Raw genomic sequence first — 21,993 nt, 5'->3', positions numbered from 1 at the left:
AGGGTTGCTCTGAATTAGATGCCGTTATTTTATTTAAATAAAAATTCTGGTTTAATACTGATCATTACGTAACTCCATAAGCCAGTTAGTTTTGAAGTGCCTGGTGTTATGCCCTTTGCATACTCCATACTTTTAGCAGCTGCCATACTGCAAAAACCAAACTCAACTGTAGTGATCTTGTTTAAACTATAGTTTGTTATAAGATCAAACTCACTGCCTAAATATTTATCAATGGCATTTCCATTGACATCTTTCATATCTTTTGCCAAAGAGAAATAATGATAATCTAAACCAGCGCTGAATCTTTTGTTTTTGCTACCGTATTTAATTTTAAAGAACGGGTCACTTAATCCCCCTGTCGGCGAACCTGTACCTACATAGAAATAATCCATATAACCCCAGAACTTATGTGGTGTGCCATACAAAGGATCGAAGCGATGATTGGTAGTGGAAGAAGAAAAGGCATCGTTGCCACTAACATAATCCCAACCTAAAGTGTAAGTAAATTTCTTTTTGGTAAATGCAACAGCAAGGGTAGAAGTGTAGGCACTTAAGCTTGTGCCATCTTTATCTTTACCACCCTGGTAATAAGCACCTGCAGTTAATGCCAATGATTTTGTTTTATTCAGCGGGCTGTTAACTAATATACCTGTAGTAATGCGGCTGTTCACCCCTTTCTGATTAAACCTTCTGCCATACACATATCCATTGCCATTGGTAGTAGAAGTTAATACAGAGTCTACAACATATTTTCCAAAATGGTCGGCTAAAAATAACGCACTCACTTTAGTGTTTTTAAAAGTTTTTGCTGCGTATAAATACTGTAATGCTTTATAGTTTTGATTCATACCGTTAGTAGAAGGTGCATTTACAAAAGACGGGTTACCGGTTTTGCTGCTGATGCCTGTGCCGTTCATTAAAGGAATTAATCCTGAAGGAGTGGCTACTAAAAAGCCTTTGCTGTCTTTTACTGCAGTAGAAATATTGGCTGGGGTATAATAAGTGCCATTATAATTAAACGCATCACTGTTTTGATTAAATGCAAAACCTGCATCGGCCTGTAATCCTTTGTTCAGTAATTTAAAAACTACGGCATCATGGCGGCGTGCCTGTTGCAACCAATCTAAATTACCCAGTAAACGTACATCATCATAAACCAGTTCCTGCCGGCCTAATTTTACGGCAAAATATTCTACCGCCGATTTTTTAAATGAAGTATCTTTTTTGTTAGCTAAGATAATTTCTGCCCATGCTTCGTGTACACCAAGCTTACTGCCATCTGCATTGCTGATGGTGGCAGCGTCTTGTCCCCATACCCTTACATCCTGTACAGAAGTTTGTAAAATAACCCTGTTGGTTTTGTAATTGAAAGTTAACCTGCTTCTTTGAGAAGTAAAAAAAGCGGCATCATTGGTAGCTGTTTTCAATGTGCCCACTCCATCACGGTACTCTGTACGGGTTCTCACCTGGCCGCTTACAGTAAGCTGTCCGTAAGACGTGTAGAGAGATAAAACCGTAAGAAGCAGCAGCGAAATCCTTTTCAATGCTTTTGTTTTTTTCTTCATAATTTTGTTTTGGTTTTAAGTTGTTCGCAATTTGAGATCATTGTCCCGGTCTGAGCTTCCAATTCGTTCCGGGGCTTTTTCTTTTTATGGCTTCCAGGGGATTTTGTTGGTTTTACTTTGTACTTGCCATAATGTGTTTTTAATGATTAACAATGTTGTTTCGGTCATGATTCATACAGCATAATATTTTTATTCTACCCCGATATATACTTTTGCGCCCTCTACTTTTACAGGATAGGTTTTAATTGCACATTCATCACCATTTAAACAGGCACCTGTTTTTAAAGAGAAAGTTTTTTTGTGAAACGGGCAAGCTACTTTTGGTTCATCACCTAGTGTACCTATCATGCCACGGCTTAATGCCATTTGCATACGGTGCGGACATTCATTCTGTGTAGCATACCATTCATTTCTTCTGCTGAAATGAAATAAGGCAATTTGTTTGTCGTTGTATTTTACACATACACCTCCATTAAGGGGAACATCCTGAACATTGCAGGCGTAAAACCAGGCTGTTGTTGTTGCTTCTGCTATCATTTTTTAGTTGTTTAGGAGTTTAGGGTTTAGAAGTTTAGAAATGGGAGAAATTAAGTTTGTTGTTAGCTAAACTTTCTAAACCCCTAAACCAGTATTTATTTCCAGTCTTTTGCTTTTACCTGTTCTCTCATCACTTCAAATTTTACAGTTGGGTCTTTTTCTTCCGGTGCATTTACAAAATGAGAAAAACGTTTGCGTAATTCCGGTGTTTCAATAGCTGCTTTCCATTCGCACTCGTAAGTGTTTACATGATTTTCCATATCTGCTTCCCATTGCGTATTCATACCTAAGGCATCATCAATCACTACTGTTTTTAAATACGCAATGCCACCTTCCATTTTATTCAGCCATGTGGCAGTACGTGTAAGAGGGTCTGCAGTTTTTACATAGAACATTAAAAAACGATCGAGGTATTTAATGCAGGTTTCCTCATCAATATCTGTTGCTAATAATAAAGCATGCTGCGGTTTGCTGCCTCCATTGCCACATACATAAAGATTCCAGCCTTTTTCTGTAGCGATGATGCCAAAATCTTTGCTCTGTGCTTCGGCACATTCTCTGATACAACCGCTGACACCACCTTTTAATTTATGGGGAGAACGCAGGCCCCTGTATCTTTCTTCTACTTTAATTGCAAAACTAACGCTATCGTGTAGCCCAAAACGGCACCAGGTACTGCCTACACAACTTTTTACAGTACGTAAACTTTTTCCGTAAGCATGGCCGCTTTCAAAACCGGCATCAATCAGTTCTTCCCAGATGTTGGGCAGGTCGGATAAATGAGCGCCAAATAAATCGATACGCTGGCCCCCGGTGATTTTGGTGTAGAGGTTATATTTTTTTGCAACCTGCCCGATCACAATTAATTTATCAGGCGTAATTTCTCCACCGGGGATACGTGGAACAACAGAGTACGTACCACCTTTTTGAATGTTGGCTAAGAAACGATCATTGCTATCCTGTGCCGTATCGTTGCCTTTCTTTAAAATAATTTCATTCCATAAACTTGCAAGGATTGAAGCAACAGGTGGTTTGCATAATTCGCAACCATCACCTTTACCAAACATGTTCAGTACTTCGTCGTAGGTTTTTAATTTATTTATTTTAACAAGATCAAATAATTCCTGGCGGCTGTAATTGAAATGCTCACATAATACATTGTGTACAATTTTTCCATTGGCTTTCATGGTATGTGTTACCAGGTCTTTTATCATTGGTACACAACCACCACAACCTGTTCCTGCTTTGGTACATTTTTTTATGGCATCAACAGATTCGCAACCGGCTTCGGCAACACTATTACATATCATGCCTTTGGTTACTGCTTCGCAACTGCATATCAATGCATCATCAGGTAAGCTTGTGATACCAGATCCTGCAGCTTCTTCGCCACCACGGCTTCCTAAAATCACATCTTCGGGATTGGGAGGAAGCACTACTTTATTTTTTACTGTTTGCAATAGCATATTGTATTGCTCTGCATCACCTACTAATATGCCGCCCAATAATGTTTTGCCATCGGCACTGATATTAATTCTTTTGTAAACACCTTTGTTAGTATCATTGATGGCTACGGAAGTAATGCCTTCTCCATTGGCAAACGGATCGCCAAAGCTGGCTACATCTACACCAATCAATTTTAATTTGGTGCTCATGTCGTAAGGCGAAAAATGTTTTTCACCCTTCGTTAAATTAGTAGCTACTACATCAGCCATTTCATAACCCGGTGCAACCAAACCATAGATCATGCCTTCAAACAAAGCACACTCTCCAATGGCATAAATATTTTCATCGCTGGTTTGTAATTTTTCATTTACTACAATACCGCCTCTTTGTCCAACTGTTAAGCCGCTTAATTTAGCCAGCTCGTCTCTTGGTTTAATGCCAGCAGAGATCACCAGCATATCTACATCAATTTTGCTGTCGTTGGCAAACTGCATTCCTGTTATTGCATCATCGCCTAAAATTTGCGAAGTGTTGGTATTGGTAAGAATTTTTAAACCCAGTGTTTCTAATTTTGATTTTAATACATTGCTGCCCACTTCATCAATCTGCCTTGGCATCAGGCGTGGAGCAAATTCAATAACAGAAGTATCAGTAACACCCAGGTCGATCATTGCTTTGGCGGCTTCTAACCCTAAAAGCCCACCACCGATAACGGCACCTTTTTTGGCTTTCTTTGCCCAGGCGGTCATCATTTCAAGGTCTTCAATCGTTCTATATATAAATACGCCATTTTTTTCCGTTCCCGGAATAGGGGGAACGAAAGCTGAAGAGCCGGTAGCTAAAACCAACACATCATATGGAACCGTAAGTCCTTTATGGGAGTCAACGGTCTTTTCTGTTCTGTTGATTTGTGCAATGGGATCGCCGAGATGAAGAGTAATATTGTTTTCAGCATACCAACTTGCCGGAGCCATCGTTAAATCTTCGGCAGATTTGCCGGCAAAGTATTCGCTCAGGTGTACTCTATCGTAAGCCGGACGGATCTCTTCACCAAAAACAGTGATGTTAAATTGATGGGGACTGGCTTTGGCAATTAGTTTTTCGCAAAACTTGTAACCAACCATGCCGTTGCCGATAATTAGTATGTTCATGCTGCAAATTTTAAAATGTGTTAAATGCAGCAAGCAATCGTATTATGATAAAATATATCTAATTTATTTTTGCGATATTTGAGTAAAAAAATTATTAAAATATATCTTATATCATAAAAATAAGAATAAAATTGATTAAAACAAATATATTTGTACAAATAAATTAAATAGAATTAATAATAATATAAAGAAAAAAAGCCCTTATGTTAATTGTAAAATGCTGACTGTAAATATTTTATTTATAAATTTGGGGGCTGCTGGTAAAAAAATATAAAATGATATTAAAAAAACATAAATGTGATTTAAAGAGTTGTTCACTCTGTTTGTCTTGCAGCAAGGAGTGGTTACCTGCGATTGATGCTAACCGAAAAGTGTTTCATGTAAAAAAAGGGGAGTTGTTATTTAAGGAAGGGGATGAGGTGAAAGGGATGTTTTTTATTCACTCGGGTTTGGTGAAAGTGCATAAGCGCTGGGATGAAGAGAAGGAGATGATATTGCGATTTGCGAATAAAGGTGCTATTGTTGGTCACCGTGGTTTAGGTAGTGATACTATTTATCCGGTTTCGGGAACGGCATTGGCCAGTACCGAGGTTTGTTTTGTGGATATGGATTTTTTTACGGCTACCTTAAAAGTGAATCCTGATTATATGTACGAACTGCTGATGTTTTTTGCAGCAGAATTAAAAGAATCGGAAAAACGCATGCGTAACCTGGCGCACATGAGTACCAAGGGCAGGATCGCTTATGCACTGGCGTCTTTGCATGAAAGATTTGGGACTGACGCAGACGGCTACCTGAATATTGTTTTATCCCGCCAGGACCTGGCATCTTATACCGGTACTACTTACGAGACCTTATTTAAAATGATGAATGAATTTTCGGCAGAGGATATTTTGCAATTTGCGGAAAAGAAAATTAAGGTACTTAATCTTAAAAAACTGGTGTTGGTTTATGAAGATCAGCAATAAAAAGAGAAGTCAAGTTTTTAAAACTTGACTTCTCTGCGCCGGGCCCTTTGCTTTACGCTGCATTATGTTAGGTGTCTGACGGCCTGGAGCCGTCTTGACACCTAATCTTTAGCAAGACAATTAAACATCCACTGCACGCCATACTTATCTGTACAACTACCAAAATACGCACCCCAGAACATATCCTGTAAGTCCATACTAACGGTGCCGCCTGCTGATAATGCATCAAATAATTTTTTTGTTTCTGCTTTAGTATCCGGCTCCAGGCTGATATAAATATTGTTGCCAAAGTTTACTGTAAAGCCCATTTGTTCGGGAGCATCTGTACCCATTAATACATGGCCGCCGGTAATAGGCAGCTCCACATGCATCACCAGGTTTTTTAAATCATCACTCAATGGTGGCATGCCATCCATTGGAGGCATGTCGCCCATTCGCCTTACGCCGGGAGCTGTAAATTCTCCGCCAAATACCGATTTGTAAAAGTTAAATGCTTCCTCTGTGTAGTCAGCAAAATTTAAATAAGTGCATACTCTTGCCATGGTAGTTAATTTTTATTTTTCTACAAATTGTTTTAATGATGTGCCGGTGATATAAGTCCAGCCCTCGGCAAAATTTATTTTTGCAAATGCGTTGCTGGCTGTTGCCGGGAAAGTTTCCAGCCCTGCATGGGTTAATTTTAATTTTGTTTTTTCGCCTTCGGCAGATAATTCAAATGTTACAAAGGAGTTACCTTCATAGCCTTCGTATCGCCAGCTGTAAGTTATTTTTTTTTCTTTGATAACTTCCATCACTTTGCATAAGTGTATATAATTTTCTCCCTCTTTGCCCTGGCCCGCAAAACTAAATTCAAAACCCACTTCAGGCTTAAAACCGGCAATATCAAAATACCACTTTTTCATTTCGGTATTATCGGTTAAGGCCTGCCATACTGTTGCAACAGGGGCATTGTATATTCTTTCAATTACAAATGGTTCACTGTTTAATATGGTCACAAATTCATCAAGGCGACCGATATGTTGTTGCCCGCCTTCTATAGCGCCATATTCTTTATTCAATCTTTCCAGTTCTGCAGCAGACTCAAAAACGGAATGCATGATAAGATTGGTTTTATTACCAAGATTTTCAAAAGTTACGGTTACATGAAAGTTTACAGGCTCCGTATCATTATCGCCGGAATGTTTATATACTAATTTTTTAGGTGGATCAACTTCTATAAATACGATCCTGTTCGGATAATCCCGGCCATCAGGGCCATGCATCATAAAGCGCCAGTCGCCACCGGGCTTTACCGTCATGCCTTTATCAGTAGTGGTAAACCCTGTTGGTCCCCACCATTTAATGATATGTTCCGGTTTTGTCCATGCATCCCACACCAGCGCTGCAGGAGCGTTTAATATTCTTGAGATGATAAGTTCTCTGCCTTTGATCTCTGTTGTTGTTGCAGCCATAAAATTTAATTTAAATATTGATCATTGTACTTGTGCGGCAAGATAAATTTCCAGCTTTGCAATATTTTGTTTCAATCCTTCGTCGGCTTTAAATGTTTTTACTACCTGTATAAATTGTTCTTTGCTTTCAAAAAGCATATGCCAGGTAAGCATGGTTTTGTTATCCTGTTCCTCAAATGTAATAGTGGCTACAAATTTTGGAGCGCTTACATGTTCGTAAACAATTTTTTCAGGTTTTATAATTTCGGTAAAAACACTTTTGTTTTTATAGTCGGTGCCATCAGGGCCGTGCATAATCAAATCCCATATGCCACCGGCTCTTACATCCATGGTAAAAATAGTGTTGGTAAAACCGCTAGGCCCCCACCAGTTTTTAATATGATCGGGGTTGGTCCATACTTCCCATACTAATTCTCTTGGGGCATTCAGCAAGCGGGTAAGTTTAAGTTCACGTTCAGTGGTGTCGTTAATTTGCGTTGCCATTATTTATTTATTTTTTTAGTTAGACAAATAGGTTCAGTTAATGACTGTTATTTTTGACAGTACTGCTTCAAGGCGATCAAAATTTTGTTCATTTGCAACCCGTATATAAGGTTTCACTTTGGCGCATTCTTCTGCAGATTCAAAAAGCATGTGAAAGATAACTTTCGTTTTATTTTCTTGTTCATCAAAACCTGCGGTTACTTTAAACTGGTGAACAGGTTCGATGTGATTGAATACAATCAGTTCGGGAGATACGATGTTTTCAAAAACATTTTTATTAGGATAGTCAGTTCCGTCGGGCCCTTGCATGGTAAACAACCAGGCACCACCGGGTGTAAAATCAAATTCATGAAAAGTATTAGTAAAACCTTCCGGTCCCCACCAGAGCTTTAATATTTCAGGGTCTTCCCAGGCTTTAAACACAAGCGCTCTCGGGGCATTAATGATCCTTGTGGATAATATAGTGCAATCGTTATTCATGCAGTGAGATTTATTTTCGGTTAGCAATTTTTTTATGCTTCACTTTTGGTGATTTCTTTTTTTGCAATTCATCAAGGTATAATTCCAGCGAATCTAATTTGGCATTCCAGAACTGTTTGTATTGTTCCACCCAATCAGATACTTCATTTAGTTTAGCCAGTTTAGCTTCGCAATATCTTTCACGTCCCTGCTGGTTAATTACTATCAAACCACATTCGGTTAATATTTTAATATGCTTTGAAATAGCCGGACGGCTGATATCAAATTTATCTGCTACGGCATTTAAGTTTAATTGCTGCCCGGCAATCACATTAATGATCTGCCTCCTGGTAGGGTCTGCAATGGCCTGGAACACGTCTCTTCTCATTATAGGATAATTTAATTAGGTAACCAATCGGTTACAAATATATATGTAACAATTCGGTTACGCAAATTTTTCTACATTTTTTTTAAAGAAATAAAAAAGCGCCCTGTTTAAGAGCGCTTTAAGAATTTATTTTTTATCGATCATTTTTATGATCTCTTTGATGATACGGGAGACTTCGCTTTTATTTTTTGCTGCTTCTGCTTTATCTTTAAAATATACTAACCGCCTGTCTTTATAATTGCCTTCCAATAAATTACTTTTTATTTTTACTACGGCAGGATGATGAAATACCAGCAATAGTTTGTGTGTTTTATAAGGGCCGAAAGTTAGAATATCTTCTTTGTAATAATAACTGGGAGCATTCCATTTTATTCTTTCGGCAAGTTTTGAAGAAGATGCTTTGATAATTTTTCTTACAGCTTCAATTTCTTTTTTTGATGCGGCATCTAATTTATCAATCCAATCTTTTACCTGGTCTTCATCTGAAAGTTTTGCCGTCTTCGCTTTTGTAACTACAACTTTAGCAGGTTTTTTATCCGCTATCCTTTCCAGATTTTGCGCCGCCCTGAATTTTACAATTTGCGTAATTAATTTTAAAGGCAACGGCTTATCTAATGGAAATTGTACAGAACCTTTGCCGCTTTTATAAACAGCCAGTTCGTTTTTAAATGCTTCATGACCTGTTGGTGCTGCATAAAAACCAATGTGATTTTTGTATCCCGCAAAATATACCAGCATGCCATGCAGCTTATATCCCGGCATTTTATAACTGATCAATTCCTCCGCTTTTGGCGCAGCCGCTTTTATCGTTTTACGCAGTTGCTGTAAAGCGGCCTGTACATCTTTTGGAAATTGTTTGATGTAAACATCTACGTTTGCCGGCGCTGCTGTTTTAGTCATTGCCATAAGTATTAGTTTTTTTCGCACTGATTACATGAATTGTATTATGTAACCTGTGCAATCTGCGGCTAACTTTTATTGTGCTGCTTTTTCCAATGCAGCCATATCCAGTTTATTCATTTGCATTATTGCCTGCATCACTTGTTGCCCTTTTCCGGGAGTGCTCATTAACTGGCCAATATTGTTTGGAATGATTTGCCATGATACACCAAACTTATCTGCTAACCAACCGCACCTGCTTTCTTTTCCACCATCGGCAGTAAGGGTATTCCAGAAATAATCAATCTCTTGCTGATCTTTACATTCCACTACAAATGAAATGGCTTCATTAAAAGCAAACTCATGGCTGCCAAAGCCATCCATCGCCATAAATACTTTACCATCTACAATAAACTGCGAGTGTTTTACTTTGCCTGCCTGGTCTGCACCTTCATTTTCCTGGTACAACAGAATGCCAGTAATGGATGACGAAGGAAATACTTTGGTATAATAATTTACAGCAGCTTCGGCTCTGCCATAATTATTACCCACAAATAAAAAAGTAGGTGTTATCTTCTGATTCACATCACTATACTTTCCTTTCATGATCTGCCACGAGAGGCCAAACTTATCCTGGCAAAAACCATATTTTTCACTCCAGTCGTATTTGTTAAGCGGCATCATTACCATACCGCCTTCAGATAATTTTTCCCACAGTATTGTAATCTCTTCATCAGATTCACTGATCACCATGAATGAAACAGAAGGATTGGTTTTAAACATGGGGCCTCCGTTTAAACCCATAAACTTTTGTCCGTTCAATTTAAAATTTACCACCATTGGTGTGTCGGTAGTAATTTTTGAATCAGGAAACAGGCCGCAATAAAATTCAGCAGCAGCTTTAGCGTTACCATCATACCAGATGCAGGGATGAATATTGTTGTTCATGTTATATGTTTTTAGTGTTAGATTTTTTATTATGATCTGCAGGTTTTTTGTTGCCACTAATGTCACGAATTTTCACTAATGAAATTTTCTTATCCGTGTCAATTCGTGTCATTGGTGGCAACAGTAATTCACGAAGTGAAATTCAAAAAACAATTATAAAAATTTATTGCCCCTCTACATTATTTTTCATGTTCACCAGGTTTTGCAGCATGTCTTTGCCAATTAATTTATCCATAAATAAATTCATCACATTCAGCGGAAATTTTTGCTTGCCTGTGAATACATTGCTCACTTTAGTTTGTGTAGCAGAAATAGCAGTTACATCAGTATGGGCATAATTGGTAGCTTCAAAAGGTTTTTTAAAACGAACTTCCACATCCATACTTTCGCCTTCAGCAAGTTTAATTATTTCCTGTGCACCAATGCCTACGTTCTTATCATCACTTGTCCACGAAGAAATAAAACCAACAGTACCATCAGTACCGGAGTATACTATTTTTACGTCAGGGTCTTTCATTACCCATACGCTGTATTTTTCCTGGTTCTTTATTAATTTAAGATAATTAAAAACCTCAGCTTTGGGTTTGTCAATTACGATCTGTTTTTCTATTCTGAAATCTTTTTTTGTTACCAATGCAAGTAATAAGAACAATGCAATGATGGCTCCGATAACAGACAGTATGTACAATAAAATAGTCATGTTGTGTTTTTAGTGTTGTTAAAAAGGTTCGGTAAGATAGTTATTCTTTTTTACCTTTAAACGTAGCATAAATAGCCATAGCATGCCCATGGCCCAGGCCGAAATCTTTTTTAAGCCAGGCTACAATCTCTCCGGCTTTTACACCTTCTTTCAATAAGCCTTTTTTAGTGGCTGATTTTTTAAAGTCTTCAGGCGTTTTGCCTGTTTTGGCTTTTATATTATCGATATATGCCTGGAATGACATTGGTAAAAGTTTTTATGGTGATTAATTTTTAGCGGTATTTAGTTTATGATAAAAAACATAAGACAAAATACCCAATATAAATGGCAACAGCATAAACGACATTTGCGCATTAAAAGGCATTGCTGATAGCATTGAATATACTGCGCCGATAAGATCAAAAAATAATCCTGCATAAGCCCATTCTTTTATTCTTGGATAACCAGGTATTAATATAGCAATAACACCCAGCACTTTGGCTACACCGATAAATACCGTAAAGTAATTGGGGTATCCTAATTGTTTCATAAAGGTTACCGCCTCGGCAGAAAGCATTACATCGGGTATTGCAGAAAATAGCATGAAGGCACCGAATAATGCGGTAAATACCCAGTACAAAATTTTTGTCTTTTTCATTTTTTAGTTTTTATTTTTTAAAAGATAATTAAATTTTTAAGCCCGGCTGTTTTTATTACTACTGATTTTTATCAAAATGCAATAACCATTGGTTGCCAAACTTATCTGTAAGATCGCCAAATAAAGCACCCCAAAACGAAGTTTCTAATGGATGTGTTCGTTCGCCGCCGGCTGATAATTTTGCATAAAAATGCCTGGTTTCTTCTTCGCTGCTGCAATTAAGCATTAATGAAACAGCAGTACCTTTTATTAATCCTTTATCACCCACCATATCCGATGCCATGATAATTAAGGCACCGTTAGTAAGTGTGGAATGCAAAATGCAATCTTTCATTTTTGCAGGCATCTTCTCTGCTAAAGGAGAATCACCAATCGTTTGTAAAATTAATTCTCCGCCCAGCGATTCTTTATAAAATGTCATGGCTTCCCTGCAATTGCCGTTGAAAGTTAAGTAAGAATTAATTTGTGTCATTATTTTTTATTTTGAGAATTATATTTTAATTGTCTGTCAATACTTCAGCATTACAGCCTGCGTTTTTTAGCCAGTTGATAAAACTTCTATTGATATTGCCATTGCTGCTTACCACACGTAATATCCTGTCACAATCTTCCAGGTCAAAATTGGCTTTGTAGCTGGTAAATGTTTGATGTATTTGTTCTATCAACCATTTGGCTTTATCCGCACAGGTAATATCTGTTTTAAAAACTTCAATCATTGTCATTTAGTTTTACCAGGCAAATGATATCTTTTTCATTGGGATATATTTCGAGGCAATAACCATTTATATCTAAATCCGGATGCTGCAGTAATTGCTGAAAAATTTTTCCAACAACACTTACATCCTTCATGAAATCTTTTATTGTTTCGCTGCAATAAGTGCCTTTGCCAATAATGAACGTTTCGCAGTTCAGTTGTTCTGCTTCTCCTGTATAATTTTCTTTTACCGCAGCTTTGTAAATAATATTACCAGCTTTGCCGGGAAACGAAATACCAAAGAACTTTCTGTTTTCAATAGTGGGGAGTAAAGCATGCAAAGCCTGGTGTGCTTTTAAAACCCCACCAGGAAAAGAAGTGGCCGTAACATAAAATGTTTTGATGTTGTTGGTTATAAAATATTTTTCCATGAGCTAAACTTTAATGTCAATACAAACATACGGCCCTTTGTTAAAGGCTGTAATGTGCAAAAACGACAATACAAGGGGTTGATTACGACAGAACTTTTTTCTACCTTTATTCAATCAAAATTTCTCAGACAGATAAATTGAACCAATGAAACATGTATCAATATTAGTACCGGAGTCTTCTGTTATTGAAGCCATTGCCGACCCACGGTATTTGTTTACTGCGGTAAACCAGTTTTTGCAATCAACAGGTAAAGCAGCTTTATTTGATGTAAAATTAGTTGCCGTAAAACCTGAGGTAAGAATAGAGAACAGTGCATTCTCTGTTCATGCGGATGTATTGATGAAAGAGGTAAAAAAAACAGACCTCATTTTTATTCCTGCATTATCGGGCAATATCAAAAATGCCATTGAACTGAATAAAGAAATGATTCCATGGATTCAGCAGCAATATAACAATGGGGCAGAAGTGGCCTCACTTTGCCTGGGGGCCTTTTTACTGGCATCAACCGGATTATTAACAGGTAAACAATGCAGTACCCATTGGTTGTTTGCCAATGATTTCAGAAGTATGTTTCCGGATGTGGAATTGGTGGATGGAAGTATTATTACAGAAGAGCAGGGCTTGTACAGCAGCGGCGGAGCCAATAGTTACTGGAATTTATTATTGTACCTGGTGGAAAAATATACTACCCGGGATATTGCTATCCTGGCATCTAAATTTTTTGCTATAGAAATTGATCGTACCAGCCAGAATGCTTTCATGATGTTCCAGGGACAAAAAGAACATGAAGATGAAGAAATAAAAAAAGCACAGGAGTTTATTGAAGATAATTATTCTGATAAAATTACAGTAGATACATTGGCAGATAAATTTGCTATTGGCCGGAGAAGCTTTGAACGCCGGTTTAAAAAAGCTACCAATAATACAGTGGTGGAATATATGCAGCGTGTAAAGATTGAAGCGGCAAAAAGAAGTTTTGAAAGCAGTCGCAAAAATATCAACGAAGTAATGTTTGATGTGGGCTATACCGATACCAAGGCATTTCGTACAATATTTAAAAAGATCACTGGTCTAACGCCGATTGAGTACAGGAACAAATACAACAAACAGGCAGAGCTGGAGATGGTGTGATAAGAATGAGTTTATTAAAATCTGCTTTCATTGCGAATTACTGGCTTTGATTTTTATTATACTATGGCTTAAATCCGATACGTTGCCTCGGTTCCTGCGGAGGGTTAAGCAGTTTTTTCAAATAAGAAAATATCAGCTTTATATCTTCATCATGAGCGGTTAATTTATTTTCTACTTTTTGCAATTGTAATAAAATGTCTTTATGGGTCAGAAGCATTTCTTTCATTTTAGTAAAAATTCTTATGATCTGTATATTTACATCTATTGCCCTTTCGCTGTTTAAAATACAGGATAACATAGTGACACCTTGCTCCGTAAAACAAAAAGGGGCATAACGGAGGCCCTGCAGATCTTCTTTGGAGGTCACATTTTGTGACCTCCAATTTTCAAATTCTTTTGCATTCATTTCAAACATAAAGTCACCTGGAAAGCGCCGGATATTTCTGCGTACAGCCTGTTTTAATACCTTGGTTTCAACCTGGTATAACTCTGCCAAATCACGGTCGATCATTACCTTTTGGCCTCTTACAGCATAAATTTTATTCATTATTATTTCATCAGCAATTGCAACTGACTTTGATAGTCTTGCCATAATTATTTTGATTGATGTGGCCTCGTTTTTAGACCCACTTAATTATAGTAAGATGAAGTACTATTTACTTTAGTTGCAGAAAAATAAATAAATTTTTCGATTGCGAATTTCAACCTTTGATTTATTGTAAGGGGATAGGACTAATATAACCGGATGACTCAAAATATGAATAGTGGTTGTTTAATGATTGCTCAATTTACCCAGCAAACTATTCAGTACTGATTTTAGTTTTTCAATAGCACCACTGATCGCAAGGTCATGAGTATTGCCCAAATCCTTTACCGCTATTGGTTGCCGGCCCTCTATCCTGGCTTCTATCATGCAACGTTTATCGTTCTGTCCTTCTTTGTTGCCATTCTCATCAGAAAGATGCACTTCCAGGCGGGTGATATTTTCACTATACCGGTTTAATTCCCTTGACAGCAGGCTGTGCAGTTTAGCATTAAATGATTCATGTACAGTTAAATTCTTGTCGGTGTTTATCTGGATAGTCATAATGTAGCTTCAGGGTTTAAGATTTTATAGATAAGTAAAATGAGAATAGTCAAAGATGAGTTGCTTTTAATACCCGTTTGTTACATTACTTTTTTTAAAACTTACATCATTCACACATTGTGCCGGCGTATATACTTTGAATACATCGATAACAGTATTCCAAATTCAATCAGGAAGAAGATAAAAAATAACGCAATAAAGAAACTATTTAAAAAATTTAGGAGTGCAGCAGGGCTGAAAGTATCTTCATAAAATGCGGCAACTATAACGGTCATTTGTGCAAATGCCGGAATTGCAGCAAATAATATTTTATTCCATTGCGATTTAAACATTCTTTTCTTCAATAACCAATCGAAAGATAAAAAAAGATAAGCATATGTAAGGGGGCAACAATAAATGGAGAGAACAGCACAGGTAAAGCCAGGAACATATTAATTGCCGTAACAAACAGGTAAAGTAAAAGTGAGCTGCCTTTCATTATTTAGTTCATTTAATGGTTCGTTCAATACGTTCCCTCCATGTATAAAGGCCATCAAATACGCCTCCTGTAATAAATACGCTTAAAAATTCTGCCAGGTAGTTGGTCAAGGTAACTACATTGTCCATCTTATTGTAAATAGCATAACTGTTTTTGTAACCGGCTTCAATTGATATGGTCCACATCTCGCTATACACCATGTATTCTGCAAAATGAAAATCCTGCTGTTTGATAAGGTGCCTGTCTGGTATATTGCCAATTATTTCATACAAAGGGATAATTCTGAACATAAAATCGGTACTGTCAAATCCATTACAAAAACTGTAGAAAATTCTAAAGTCATCAGGCAGTTGAATGTTTTTGGCCTTTTCAAAATGCGCTATTTCTTCGGTGGTTGCTTTTGGATTAAGTGTAATACCTAGCCTGGCCTGTTCAATTTCAATCTGAGTGATGATATCGAGTATATGCGGTACCATATGATTACTGTTGCAGGAAATAAAGAAACACTTCTTCCTTTGAATATTTTTCGGGTTGTGTAGTGAGTTGCAATTTTTTTGAGATAAGGAAATGATCTGTAGCATACATGATACTGCCATCCATAAGGAAGCCTGACAAAGCCGGACTTTTTTTATTGGGCTTTAGTGCTAAGATATTGCCGGACCGTATATACTTTCCTTTTTCAACCCAATGCCCCTTGCAGGAATATTCCGTTAAAATATATTGGTTTTTATTTTTGAGTTCAACTTTTGTACCACCCATATTCAGTTCAACCTGTTGATAATAACTTTTTTCCAAAATACCAGGATGCTCATTTTTATTTCCGGTGCTGCAGTGGTTGGGAATGATGTAATCATTTTCTCTTTTAAAAGTATTGCCGTTGATAAATTCCTTTACATTCGGACCGCAGTGAGTATCTTTCAAAATCATATTCAGTGTAATAGAACTGTCAAACATAAAGCATATAGTACTGTCTGTTAATTCACATTTTCCTTCTACCACCAGGGAATAACCTTCATTGTAATGCCTTGCCCATAATTCAACAGTTTTAAAATCAACCGTTTTTAATTGCCATTCTTCTTCTTCCGAAAAATACTGGTAGCTTTTGGCAACGGGCAAAGTCTGGCCAAATGAAGAGCCACAGTACATAAGCAATAATATCACTAATACACTAAACTTCATAAATTGATGACATAGTTATTTGAAGTTTTACTTTACAATTTACTCATGACAATCTTTTGCCAGTTTTTCTATTCGTTGCAGCGTTACGGCATCACAATTAACGCAATTCTTTTTCATGGTATTTAAAAAAGCTTTTGTCTGTTGTGCCTGGTCTTTGGGATTGTTGGTGTCAAAGCCACTGTAAGCAATAGCGCTTGTCCAGTTATCATATCTTGTTTTACTGGTATCGCTGTCAATAAATTCTAAAAATTCTTTCGGGTATTTTTCTACATAATTTATTGCCGGAGTTCCTACATGTTCTGATAACGCACCATCCGATATTTCAATTGTTTTATCGAGGCACCAGCGATAGAAGGGCCTTAATTTTTTATTTGATGTGGTGGCATATTTTAATAATTCATCCGTGGCACCATTGTCTGTTGGCCTGAAATAACCATAGTAAAATTCAAATGCAATGCTCACACATTCCGGATCATTTAAATAATAACTTACAGGCTTGCCCCAGATGCTATCCCGGTCAGGTTCATGCGTTAAATTGAAACCTGCATTGTCCTGCCAGTGCTGATCTTTATTATCAGTGATATAAATTGTATCGTGTTTTATGATGGTGTCTTTAAGCTTTGTGCCAGTACCGGTATTGCCTGCTTTGTAATGGCAGCCAACAACAGATAATGTTATTAGTAGTGATAGTAAAAGTTTCAATTTTTTACGCCTTTTTTATTTTAAATGAAGTTATAATTGAAATTGATGCTAACAATGCTATATTGATTTTAATTAATGGTATGTTTAAGTCCTTCCCTTTTCAAATCAACGATCATGGTATCAAGATCAGCTTTATCATTCATAAAGATGATCTGAATAGAATTATCCTTAATTTTTTTTACAAGCCCCTTAAAACTATTAAACTCCTTTTCTATACGGCTATTGGTGGTATCATTTGCTGCAGCGGCATTTTTATTTTCAACCCCAAACAAACCATATTGGGTAAAGGTTTCAGGAAGGTCGGGCAACTGCCACGCCGAGATAGAAAAGGAATATAACTCCTGCCATTTTTTATTTTTAAATGTTACTATATGCTAGGTGTTAACGCTCGACCAGCTGGCCCAGTTTACTACATACGATACTTCATCAGTTCCGTCACCATTTAAATCACCTTCATTTTTTAAAAAAGAAAGACCGAGTAATTGGCTGGTTGAAGATATACCTAATGTGTCAATATTTTTATTGTCTGACAAAACAAATGAGACAGGGTCTTTCTTCACAGTCAATGCAACCAGCTGGTCGTAATCTGATAAGCCTTCGTAAAATTTATTGGTTTCTTTGTTGTCCACTCCGCTAAAAAAATGTTCAATAAGTTGTTCCTTTTTACCATCACCATCAAAATCGCCTGAAATAATGAATCGGTAACCAAAAACTGGTTTGATATCTTTTGGGATGGTTTTTAAAATTTCTTCCAGTGGATTTTTTATATCGCTGCTATCATTTGTGGCAATTTTTTTTGTTGTTACAACAGGCACAGGCAATAATTTTTTCTGCTGGTGGTTGCAGGAAAAAAGCAGTAGGAGAAATACGAATGCTATAGTTGGGTGAAGTTTCATGTGTGCGATAACAAGTTCGTATTTCCGGCTTTACTTTACATCAATATGATAAAAGGTTAACAAACTTTTTTTTTCAAGGTATCATCATTTCAACCTGGTTATGGTTGTGCTACTGTAAAAAACTGGTAGAAATACCTGATACTTTCAGCATTGCCATACTGAAATCTTTTAAATGCTTTTGCGATAGGATCTGCAATATTCCCATTGGGTAATTGTATAACTATGGGCATCATGTTTACACCTTCTGGTAACTTTACTTCTTCCTGGCTGACCCATGCTCCGTTATTATTGATTATCATCACCTGGCCAACATAACAGCCTGCAACAAAAATAGTCTCTGCAAAATCATTCACCGTTAAACCTTCATTACTAAACCGTTGTAAAAACGCTTCAACAAAGTCGATCGTATCCACAGAATAGTTAAGTGTTTTATTATCGTTTTTCTTAACAGCATCAACAAATTGCTGTGCAAACTGAATCCCATTGGCAGGTGTAGTGGCAAATTGAAGGTTTAGCGGCCGTGTTGGCATAGGGCCATTACCTGGATCGGCTTGTTTACCTTTTTTGCCAAATAATTTGCTGAAAAAACTCATTGAATAATTTATTGGTGCGGTTAATTGTCTTCAGATTTTGATAAACTGTCCAGCTGGTATCGCATCGTATCTGTATTGGATTTACCATCGTAAGGATGTATGCTTTTCCATCTTTTGTAAGTCCTTGTATTGGCACGTGTATTCCACCAGATCTCTATCTTATAAAAGTAGCCCTCTTTTTCATATTGCGATATGGAGCTTGGGTATTTTTCGGCCGTAAACATTACTATAAAAATTGTTGCTATAACCGCCAGAGTAAGTAAAGGGGCAGGATAAAATATTCTTTGTGTATGATATACCTTTTTTGCCAGAAGCACAGAAGTGATAATAAGGAGGCCGATAATACCATAAGTAACGAGGTTAACAATAATATTGGAATCCGGAATACGGTAAGGCTGATTTTTATCCAGCAGTACCTGGCTGAGAGGATCGTATAATAAAGCATAAATGAGGAAAGCATTTATTAAAAGCGTACCTAAAACGATCAGCGTTTTTACCAGGTCTTTCATAAAATTTTATTGTTTCCTTTTTATGCTGTCGTTATTTTGTTTCATCACCTCGTTACTTAATCGTATCCAATACGCTTCTTCTCTTTTTATTGCGTCAGCTGATTCATAAAGCTTTTTGTTTTTGGGTAAATAAGTGTTTATAATGTCAACTATTTTAATAATCCTGGTGTCGGAAGTGTTGTCTAAAGTGAAATTAACGGTGTCTCTGCCCTGTGCAATGGCAACATAGGTAATACTTCCACTCATTATGCCCGGGTTGGTTTTGTAAATAGTGGTGTCTTTAAGGCCTTGTAGTATTTTAAGAATAGAATCAACAGAGCTTTGCCGTATTCTTCCTGTACAGATCAATTCTTTTTTTGTACTTCTTTCGCTCCAATAACTGTTTTGCTCTTTGGTGTAGGCAAAATGACGGTCGTAAATTCTTAGTGTGGGCTCAAAGCTGCCCAGGTTAGAGCCTAATCCTGCAACGCCATAGTATAAATAAAAACTGGTATCAGCTGTAAGTTTATGCTTACTTGTTTGTGCAAAGGCTTGTTGCCCCAAAAGCAATAGTAATATGATGGTAATTTTTTTGATAGCGGTAAAGTTTAAATAATTGGGGCAGTACTTGTTTTTAATCTGCAGGCCTTTCATAAAGTTCGCCATTTTTTAATAAACGGATACCATCGGTGGTCTTAAATCTGGTTTGCACAAAAGAGTTCATATCGTAGTTTAATTTTCTTTTTACTGAAAAATGAAGGTGTGGCCTTAATACAAAGCCGGTGGCACCGCTATAACCAATCAGTTGTCCCTTATTTACAAACCCTTTTTTTATCACCACGCCATCTTTTTTTAAATGCCAGTAGCATCCAAAGCTGCCATCACTATGTTTTACAATAATGAAGTTGGCTTTTTTTTCATATTCAGGAAAAGGGCCACCTTCGTTGCTGTCGTCCTTATAGTTATAAATAATACCTTCTCTTGCAGCAAATACCGGTGTGCCTGCCGGCATATCAAAATCTAAAGCAGCGATATTTTTATGAGAAAATAATCCGCCATAACCTTGCACAATGCTATGCTTTGTACCTTTTTCATAGGGCAGGTTGTAAATATAATTGTCCAGGTTTTTTGTAACACTACTGGTTAGCCTGGAAAAAATAAAAAGGCCAATGATAATTACCAGCACAATAATTACTGCCTTTTTTAGTATTGACTTCCACAATGGAACCTTTGCTTTTGGCATTTTATGGTGGCTTAACGATAATCGAACCTTAATTCACAAATCGTATTGTTGTAATGATGCCTGATTTTGCTGATGAGGTTTAGCCCGGAGTAAATATACTCATCCGTAAGGTTACCACCATCCGGACATTCGGTTCCCATGCCGGAATTTTTTACTTCAAATTTTAATAATTGCCCGTTTGTTGAATAGGTATATATTTTTTCTTCCAGCAGTTTATTATTTCTGCCGTCAATAAATTTTATATTTAATGGTTGCTGGTTGTTCAGGCTGTATCGGGTATTTACGGTAGAGAAAAGTTTTGTTTTGTCTTTTGTAATGGCGACGGAAGTATGCGTACTATCGTTATAGGTTGTGCTGGTTTGATAAAAGGAAGACGCAGTAAAGTCGTAATACAATTGCCTGGTTTCTTTTATTACCCGGCCTTTTGAATCATACTCAAAGTTGGTATAATCGCTTTTATTGTCTGGTTGTTCTGCAAATTTGCTGCCCAGTTTTTTAATTTGTTGCAGGTTGTTATCAGCATACTTATACACCCACCTGTCAACAGAAAATGTTTCATCTTTCTTTCCCGAACTATCTAAATAATGAAAAGTTCTGCTAAGTATCTTATTGTTGTTGTCTCTTACAAATTCGTTGATTGAATGAAATTGCCCCAGCCGGTTAAAAAATATTTTACTATCCACAAATCCATTAGCATTAAAAGTAAGTATCATTTCCCGGTACTCCTTATCTACTATTTTATACAGCGTATCCTTTGCATTAGCAGGCAACTGCTTTGATGTGGTATAAATAGTCAGTTGCTTAATATTGTTTTTCTTTATTAACGCAGGGTCAAAAATATGTTCAAAGTCTTCTTCGTATTGCAAAGAATAGTAGGTGCAGCAGTCACAAATGGTGTATTGCGCCCGGGTAAGGTTGGCAAAAAATAAAAAGATCAGCGTGTAAAATAATTTTCTCATTGCTATTGATGATTAATGGTATTCATAAATTACAAGTGCAACCTGTAACGTTATATTCAGACTTCAGGCCTTTATTTTCAATAGAAAAATTCCCTTTATAAATTATTTCATTATGCTCTTCAACCTGTTTTTTATAAGTGAGATTTAATTTATAGTCTTCATTTTCATACAGGCGCCTGGTTTCATTTCCAACTTCGTTGCTGCGTATTAATTTTAAAATAATTTCTTTTTTGGCAATTATAACGATGGCTATAGGAATCGGTGCCTGTTCATTGGTAGTATCTATAAAGCCCGTTTGTAACAAGATAGCATTTTCATATTTCAGCGTATTTAAATCAGTGCCAAAGATTATTTCGCAATGATTTATGTCTGATGATTGCCTGGCAATATCAATTTCAATAGCACGGGAACAGCCTGTTAACAGGCACAGTATTATACCAGCAGATAAAGCAAATCCACAAAGTTTATTCATTTGCAAAGGGATTAGTATTAAAACTCC

Annotated in this window: 32 protein-coding genes; 2 read left to right on the top strand and 30 right to left on the bottom strand. The window is 36.9% G+C overall.

Translation table 11 applies throughout. The features are described 5' to 3' along the window. Positions 1 to 29: 29 nt before the first annotated feature. The 3 genes from ACQ334_RS06275 to nirB form a co-directional block, all read right to left on the bottom strand. Positions 30 to 1,565, bottom strand: coding sequence for an alginate export family protein (locus tag ACQ334_RS06275; protein ID WP_430987323.1), 1,536 nt, complete (start codon positions 1,563 to 1,565; stop codon positions 30 to 32). Positions 1,566 to 1,754: 189 nt separating this feature from the next. Continuing rightward, positions 1,755 to 2,102 (bottom strand): nitrite reductase small subunit NirD, encoded by a 348-nt coding sequence (nirD, locus tag ACQ334_RS06270; protein ID WP_430987322.1) that lies wholly within the window; start codon positions 2,100 to 2,102, stop codon positions 1,755 to 1,757. A gap of 95 nt (positions 2,103 to 2,197) precedes the next feature. Beyond that, the gene (gene nirB, locus ACQ334_RS06265; RefSeq protein ID WP_430987321.1) at positions 2,198 to 4,699 is read right to left on the bottom strand and encodes a nitrite reductase large subunit NirB; all 2,502 of its coding nucleotides are present in this window, start codon (positions 4,697 to 4,699) and stop codon (positions 2,198 to 2,200) included. A 275-nt stretch (positions 4,700 to 4,974) separates the two neighbouring features. Between nirB and ACQ334_RS06260 the strand changes: the two genes are divergently transcribed. Beyond that, positions 4,975 to 5,667: a Crp/Fnr family transcriptional regulator gene (locus tag ACQ334_RS06260; protein WP_430987320.1), complete on the top strand. Its 693-nt coding sequence runs from the start codon at positions 4,975 to 4,977 to the stop codon at positions 5,665 to 5,667. A 101-nt stretch (positions 5,668 to 5,768) separates the two neighbouring features. Here the strand turns inward: ACQ334_RS06260 and ACQ334_RS06255 are convergent, their stop codons facing one another. The 13 genes from ACQ334_RS06255 to ACQ334_RS06195 all read right to left on the bottom strand — a co-directional run bounded on the left by ACQ334_RS06255 (position 5,769) and on the right by ACQ334_RS06195 (position 12,737). Further along, positions 5,769 to 6,209 carry a VOC family protein gene (locus ACQ334_RS06255; protein WP_430987319.1) on the bottom strand — a complete coding sequence of 147 codons (441 nt, stop codon included), beginning with the start codon at positions 6,207 to 6,209 and terminating at the stop codon, positions 5,769 to 5,771. 12 nt (positions 6,210 to 6,221) lie between these two features. Beyond that, the gene (locus tag ACQ334_RS06250; protein WP_430987318.1) at positions 6,222 to 7,118 is read right to left on the bottom strand and encodes an SRPBCC domain-containing protein; all 897 of its coding nucleotides are present in this window, start codon (positions 7,116 to 7,118) and stop codon (positions 6,222 to 6,224) included. A 21-nt stretch (positions 7,119 to 7,139) separates the two neighbouring features. Continuing rightward, positions 7,140 to 7,601, bottom strand: a complete 462-nt coding sequence (locus tag ACQ334_RS06245; protein WP_430987317.1) for an SRPBCC family protein — start codon at positions 7,599 to 7,601, stop codon at positions 7,140 to 7,142. Positions 7,602 to 7,634: 33 nt separating this feature from the next. Next, positions 7,635 to 8,081, bottom strand: a complete 447-nt coding sequence (locus ACQ334_RS06240) for an SRPBCC family protein (RefSeq protein ID WP_430987316.1) — start codon at positions 8,079 to 8,081, stop codon at positions 7,635 to 7,637. A gap of 10 nt (positions 8,082 to 8,091) precedes the next feature. Beyond that, positions 8,092 to 8,448, bottom strand: coding sequence for an ArsR/SmtB family transcription factor (locus ACQ334_RS06235; RefSeq protein ID WP_430987315.1), 357 nt, complete (start codon positions 8,446 to 8,448; stop codon positions 8,092 to 8,094). Between the two features lie 126 nt (positions 8,449 to 8,574). Beyond that, the gene (locus ACQ334_RS06230) at positions 8,575 to 9,354 is read right to left on the bottom strand and encodes a DUF1801 domain-containing protein (RefSeq protein WP_430987314.1); all 780 of its coding nucleotides are present in this window, start codon (positions 9,352 to 9,354) and stop codon (positions 8,575 to 8,577) included. Positions 9,355 to 9,423: 69 nt separating this feature from the next. Beyond that, the gene (locus ACQ334_RS06225) at positions 9,424 to 10,275 is read right to left on the bottom strand and encodes a VOC family protein (protein ID WP_430987313.1); all 852 of its coding nucleotides are present in this window, start codon (positions 10,273 to 10,275) and stop codon (positions 9,424 to 9,426) included. A gap of 163 nt (positions 10,276 to 10,438) precedes the next feature. Beyond that, positions 10,439 to 10,975, bottom strand: a complete 537-nt coding sequence (locus tag ACQ334_RS06220) for an SRPBCC family protein (RefSeq protein ID WP_430987312.1) — start codon at positions 10,973 to 10,975, stop codon at positions 10,439 to 10,441. 40 nt (positions 10,976 to 11,015) lie between these two features. Further along, the gene (locus ACQ334_RS06215) at positions 11,016 to 11,219 is read right to left on the bottom strand and encodes a DUF4287 domain-containing protein (protein ID WP_430987311.1); all 204 of its coding nucleotides are present in this window, start codon (positions 11,217 to 11,219) and stop codon (positions 11,016 to 11,018) included. 21 nt (positions 11,220 to 11,240) lie between these two features. Beyond that, entirely contained in the window at positions 11,241 to 11,612 is a 372-nt protein-coding gene (locus ACQ334_RS06210) for a DoxX family protein (RefSeq protein ID WP_430987310.1), read from the bottom strand. Between the two features lie 58 nt (positions 11,613 to 11,670). Next, positions 11,671 to 12,084, bottom strand: coding sequence for a VOC family protein (locus ACQ334_RS06205; RefSeq protein ID WP_430987309.1), 414 nt, complete (start codon positions 12,082 to 12,084; stop codon positions 11,671 to 11,673). A gap of 25 nt (positions 12,085 to 12,109) precedes the next feature. Continuing rightward, positions 12,110 to 12,328: a hypothetical protein gene (locus ACQ334_RS06200; protein ID WP_430987308.1), complete on the bottom strand. Its 219-nt coding sequence runs from the start codon at positions 12,326 to 12,328 to the stop codon at positions 12,110 to 12,112. Further along, positions 12,321 to 12,737: a hypothetical protein gene (locus ACQ334_RS06195; RefSeq protein ID WP_430987307.1), complete on the bottom strand. Its 417-nt coding sequence runs from the start codon at positions 12,735 to 12,737 to the stop codon at positions 12,321 to 12,323. Before ACQ334_RS06195 ends, ACQ334_RS06200 begins: the two co-directional genes overlap by 8 nt. Positions 12,738 to 12,882: 145 nt before the next feature. Between ACQ334_RS06195 and ACQ334_RS06190 the strand changes: the two genes are divergently transcribed. Further along, positions 12,883 to 13,869, top strand: coding sequence for a GlxA family transcriptional regulator (locus ACQ334_RS06190; RefSeq protein ID WP_430987306.1), 987 nt, complete (start codon positions 12,883 to 12,885; stop codon positions 13,867 to 13,869). Positions 13,870 to 13,930: 61 nt separating this feature from the next. On the opposite strand, the gene ACQ334_RS06185 is transcribed toward ACQ334_RS06190, so the two are convergent. The 14 genes from ACQ334_RS06185 to ACQ334_RS06120 all read right to left on the bottom strand — a co-directional run bounded on the left by ACQ334_RS06185 (position 13,931) and on the right by ACQ334_RS06120 (position 21,966). Beyond that, the gene (locus ACQ334_RS06185) at positions 13,931 to 14,461 is read right to left on the bottom strand and encodes an ORF6N domain-containing protein (RefSeq protein WP_430987305.1); all 531 of its coding nucleotides are present in this window, start codon (positions 14,459 to 14,461) and stop codon (positions 13,931 to 13,933) included. 180 nt (positions 14,462 to 14,641) lie between these two features. Continuing rightward, the gene (locus tag ACQ334_RS06180) at positions 14,642 to 14,956 is read right to left on the bottom strand and encodes an HPF/RaiA family ribosome-associated protein (RefSeq protein WP_430987304.1); all 315 of its coding nucleotides are present in this window, start codon (positions 14,954 to 14,956) and stop codon (positions 14,642 to 14,644) included. A gap of 110 nt (positions 14,957 to 15,066) precedes the next feature. Further along, complete coding sequence (locus ACQ334_RS06175) at positions 15,067 to 15,288, bottom strand: hypothetical protein (protein WP_430987303.1); 222 nt, start codon at positions 15,286 to 15,288, stop codon at positions 15,067 to 15,069. A 154-nt stretch (positions 15,289 to 15,442) separates the two neighbouring features. Next, complete coding sequence (locus ACQ334_RS06170; RefSeq protein ID WP_430987302.1) at positions 15,443 to 15,910, bottom strand: SMI1/KNR4 family protein; 468 nt, start codon at positions 15,908 to 15,910, stop codon at positions 15,443 to 15,445. 4 nt (positions 15,911 to 15,914) lie between these two features. Further along, positions 15,915 to 16,613, bottom strand: a complete 699-nt coding sequence (locus ACQ334_RS06165) for a hypothetical protein (protein ID WP_430987301.1) — start codon at positions 16,611 to 16,613, stop codon at positions 15,915 to 15,917. Between the two features lie 39 nt (positions 16,614 to 16,652). Beyond that, the gene (locus tag ACQ334_RS06160; protein ID WP_430987300.1) at positions 16,653 to 17,315 is read right to left on the bottom strand and encodes a hypothetical protein; all 663 of its coding nucleotides are present in this window, start codon (positions 17,313 to 17,315) and stop codon (positions 16,653 to 16,655) included. 68 nt (positions 17,316 to 17,383) lie between these two features. Further along, positions 17,384 to 17,623: a hypothetical protein gene (locus ACQ334_RS06155; protein WP_430987299.1), complete on the bottom strand. Its 240-nt coding sequence runs from the start codon at positions 17,621 to 17,623 to the stop codon at positions 17,384 to 17,386. A 66-nt stretch (positions 17,624 to 17,689) separates the two neighbouring features. Then, a complete protein-coding gene (locus ACQ334_RS06150) occupies positions 17,690 to 18,211 on the bottom strand; it encodes a hypothetical protein (protein ID WP_430987298.1) in 522 nt (173 codons plus the stop codon). A 98-nt stretch (positions 18,212 to 18,309) separates the two neighbouring features. Next, positions 18,310 to 18,804 carry a hypothetical protein gene (locus ACQ334_RS06145; RefSeq protein ID WP_430987297.1) on the bottom strand — a complete coding sequence of 165 codons (495 nt, stop codon included), beginning with the start codon at positions 18,802 to 18,804 and terminating at the stop codon, positions 18,310 to 18,312. A 20-nt stretch (positions 18,805 to 18,824) separates the two neighbouring features. Further along, entirely contained in the window at positions 18,825 to 19,313 is a 489-nt protein-coding gene (locus ACQ334_RS06140; RefSeq protein WP_430987296.1) for a hypothetical protein, read from the bottom strand. Between the two features lie 6 nt (positions 19,314 to 19,319). Beyond that, positions 19,320 to 19,946, bottom strand: coding sequence for a hypothetical protein (locus ACQ334_RS06135; protein WP_430987295.1), 627 nt, complete (start codon positions 19,944 to 19,946; stop codon positions 19,320 to 19,322). Then, positions 19,927 to 20,535, bottom strand: coding sequence for a M23 family metallopeptidase (locus ACQ334_RS06130; protein ID WP_430987294.1), 609 nt, complete (start codon positions 20,533 to 20,535; stop codon positions 19,927 to 19,929). The genes ACQ334_RS06135 and ACQ334_RS06130 overlap by 20 nt, the downstream gene beginning before the upstream one ends. A gap of 11 nt (positions 20,536 to 20,546) precedes the next feature. After that, a complete protein-coding gene (locus ACQ334_RS06125; RefSeq protein ID WP_430987293.1) occupies positions 20,547 to 21,494 on the bottom strand; it encodes a hypothetical protein in 948 nt (315 codons plus the stop codon). A 22-nt stretch (positions 21,495 to 21,516) separates the two neighbouring features. Further along, positions 21,517 to 21,966 (bottom strand): hypothetical protein, encoded by a 450-nt coding sequence (locus tag ACQ334_RS06120; RefSeq protein ID WP_430987292.1) that lies wholly within the window; start codon positions 21,964 to 21,966, stop codon positions 21,517 to 21,519. Positions 21,967 to 21,993: the final 27 nt, after the last annotated feature.

Origin of the sequence: Ferruginibacter sp. SUN106 (assembly GCF_050611765.1) — a bacterium.
Lineage (GTDB): Bacteria > Bacteroidota > Bacteroidia > Chitinophagales > Chitinophagaceae > Ferruginibacter.
Note: the sequence above shows the minus strand (reverse complement) of the source record. Positions and strands in the feature narration are given on the sequence as shown.

What these genes read in the sequence shown, in the direction of transcription:
- ACQ334_RS06255 (WP_430987319.1), bottom strand. Translation starts at nt 6,209, where the DNA reads ATGGCAAGAGTATGCACTTATTTAAATTTTGCTGACTACACAGAGGAA.
- ACQ334_RS06250 (WP_430987318.1), bottom strand. Translation starts at nt 7,118, where the DNA reads ATGGCTGCAACAACAACAGAGATCAAAGGCAGAGAACTTATCATCTCA.
- ACQ334_RS06165 (WP_430987301.1), bottom strand. Translation starts at nt 16,613, where the DNA reads ATGAAGTTTAGTGTATTAGTGATATTATTGCTTATGTACTGTGGCTCT.
- ACQ334_RS06180 (WP_430987304.1), bottom strand. Translation starts at nt 14,956, where the DNA reads ATGACTATCCAGATAAACACCGACAAGAATTTAACTGTACATGAATCA.
- ACQ334_RS06215 (WP_430987311.1), bottom strand. Translation starts at nt 11,219, where the DNA reads ATGTCATTCCAGGCATATATCGATAATATAAAAGCCAAAACAGGCAAA.
- ACQ334_RS06145 (WP_430987297.1), bottom strand. Translation starts at nt 18,804, where the DNA reads ATGAGTTTTTTCAGCAAATTATTTGGCAAAAAAGGTAAACAAGCCGAT.
- ACQ334_RS06235 (WP_430987315.1), bottom strand. Translation starts at nt 8,448, where the DNA reads ATGAGAAGAGACGTGTTCCAGGCCATTGCAGACCCTACCAGGAGGCAG.
- ACQ334_RS06260 (WP_430987320.1), top strand. Translation starts at nt 4,975, where the DNA reads ATGATATTAAAAAAACATAAATGTGATTTAAAGAGTTGTTCACTCTGT.
- ACQ334_RS06140 (WP_430987296.1), bottom strand. Translation starts at nt 19,313, where the DNA reads ATGAAAGACCTGGTAAAAACGCTGATCGTTTTAGGTACGCTTTTAATA.
- ACQ334_RS06210 (WP_430987310.1), bottom strand. Translation starts at nt 11,612, where the DNA reads ATGAAAAAGACAAAAATTTTGTACTGGGTATTTACCGCATTATTCGGT.
- ACQ334_RS06220 (WP_430987312.1), bottom strand. Translation starts at nt 10,975, where the DNA reads ATGACTATTTTATTGTACATACTGTCTGTTATCGGAGCCATCATTGCA.
- ACQ334_RS06205 (WP_430987309.1), bottom strand. Translation starts at nt 12,084, where the DNA reads ATGACACAAATTAATTCTTACTTAACTTTCAACGGCAATTGCAGGGAA.
- ACQ334_RS06125 (WP_430987293.1), bottom strand. Translation starts at nt 21,494, where the DNA reads ATGAGAAAATTATTTTACACGCTGATCTTTTTATTTTTTGCCAACCTT.
- ACQ334_RS06200 (WP_430987308.1), bottom strand. Translation starts at nt 12,328, where the DNA reads ATGATTGAAGTTTTTAAAACAGATATTACCTGTGCGGATAAAGCCAAA.
- ACQ334_RS06240 (WP_430987316.1), bottom strand. Translation starts at nt 8,081, where the DNA reads ATGAATAACGATTGCACTATATTATCCACAAGGATCATTAATGCCCCG.
- ACQ334_RS06170 (WP_430987302.1), bottom strand. Translation starts at nt 15,910, where the DNA reads ATGGTACCGCATATACTCGATATCATCACTCAGATTGAAATTGAACAG.
- ACQ334_RS06190 (WP_430987306.1), top strand. Translation starts at nt 12,883, where the DNA reads ATGAAACATGTATCAATATTAGTACCGGAGTCTTCTGTTATTGAAGCC.
- ACQ334_RS06150 (WP_430987298.1), bottom strand. Translation starts at nt 18,211, where the DNA reads ATGAAACTTCACCCAACTATAGCATTCGTATTTCTCCTACTGCTTTTT.
- ACQ334_RS06120 (WP_430987292.1), bottom strand. Translation starts at nt 21,966, where the DNA reads ATGAATAAACTTTGTGGATTTGCTTTATCTGCTGGTATAATACTGTGC.
- ACQ334_RS06245 (WP_430987317.1), bottom strand. Translation starts at nt 7,601, where the DNA reads ATGGCAACGCAAATTAACGACACCACTGAACGTGAACTTAAACTTACC.
- nirD (WP_430987322.1), bottom strand. Translation starts at nt 2,102, where the DNA reads ATGATAGCAGAAGCAACAACAACAGCCTGGTTTTACGCCTGCAATGTT.
- ACQ334_RS06185 (WP_430987305.1), bottom strand. Translation starts at nt 14,461, where the DNA reads ATGGCAAGACTATCAAAGTCAGTTGCAATTGCTGATGAAATAATAATG.
- ACQ334_RS06225 (WP_430987313.1), bottom strand. Translation starts at nt 10,275, where the DNA reads ATGAACAACAATATTCATCCCTGCATCTGGTATGATGGTAACGCTAAA.
- ACQ334_RS06135 (WP_430987295.1), bottom strand. Translation starts at nt 19,946, where the DNA reads ATGAAAGGCCTGCAGATTAAAAACAAGTACTGCCCCAATTATTTAAAC.
- ACQ334_RS06175 (WP_430987303.1), bottom strand. Translation starts at nt 15,288, where the DNA reads ATGTTTAAATCGCAATGGAATAAAATATTATTTGCTGCAATTCCGGCA.
- ACQ334_RS06275 (WP_430987323.1), bottom strand. Translation starts at nt 1,565, where the DNA reads ATGAAGAAAAAAACAAAAGCATTGAAAAGGATTTCGCTGCTGCTTCTT.
- ACQ334_RS06195 (WP_430987307.1), bottom strand. Translation starts at nt 12,737, where the DNA reads ATGGAAAAATATTTTATAACCAACAACATCAAAACATTTTATGTTACG.
- ACQ334_RS06130 (WP_430987294.1), bottom strand. Translation starts at nt 20,535, where the DNA reads ATGCCAAAAGCAAAGGTTCCATTGTGGAAGTCAATACTAAAAAAGGCA.
- nirB (WP_430987321.1), bottom strand. Translation starts at nt 4,699, where the DNA reads ATGAACATACTAATTATCGGCAACGGCATGGTTGGTTACAAGTTTTGC.
- ACQ334_RS06230 (WP_430987314.1), bottom strand. Translation starts at nt 9,354, where the DNA reads ATGGCAATGACTAAAACAGCAGCGCCGGCAAACGTAGATGTTTACATC.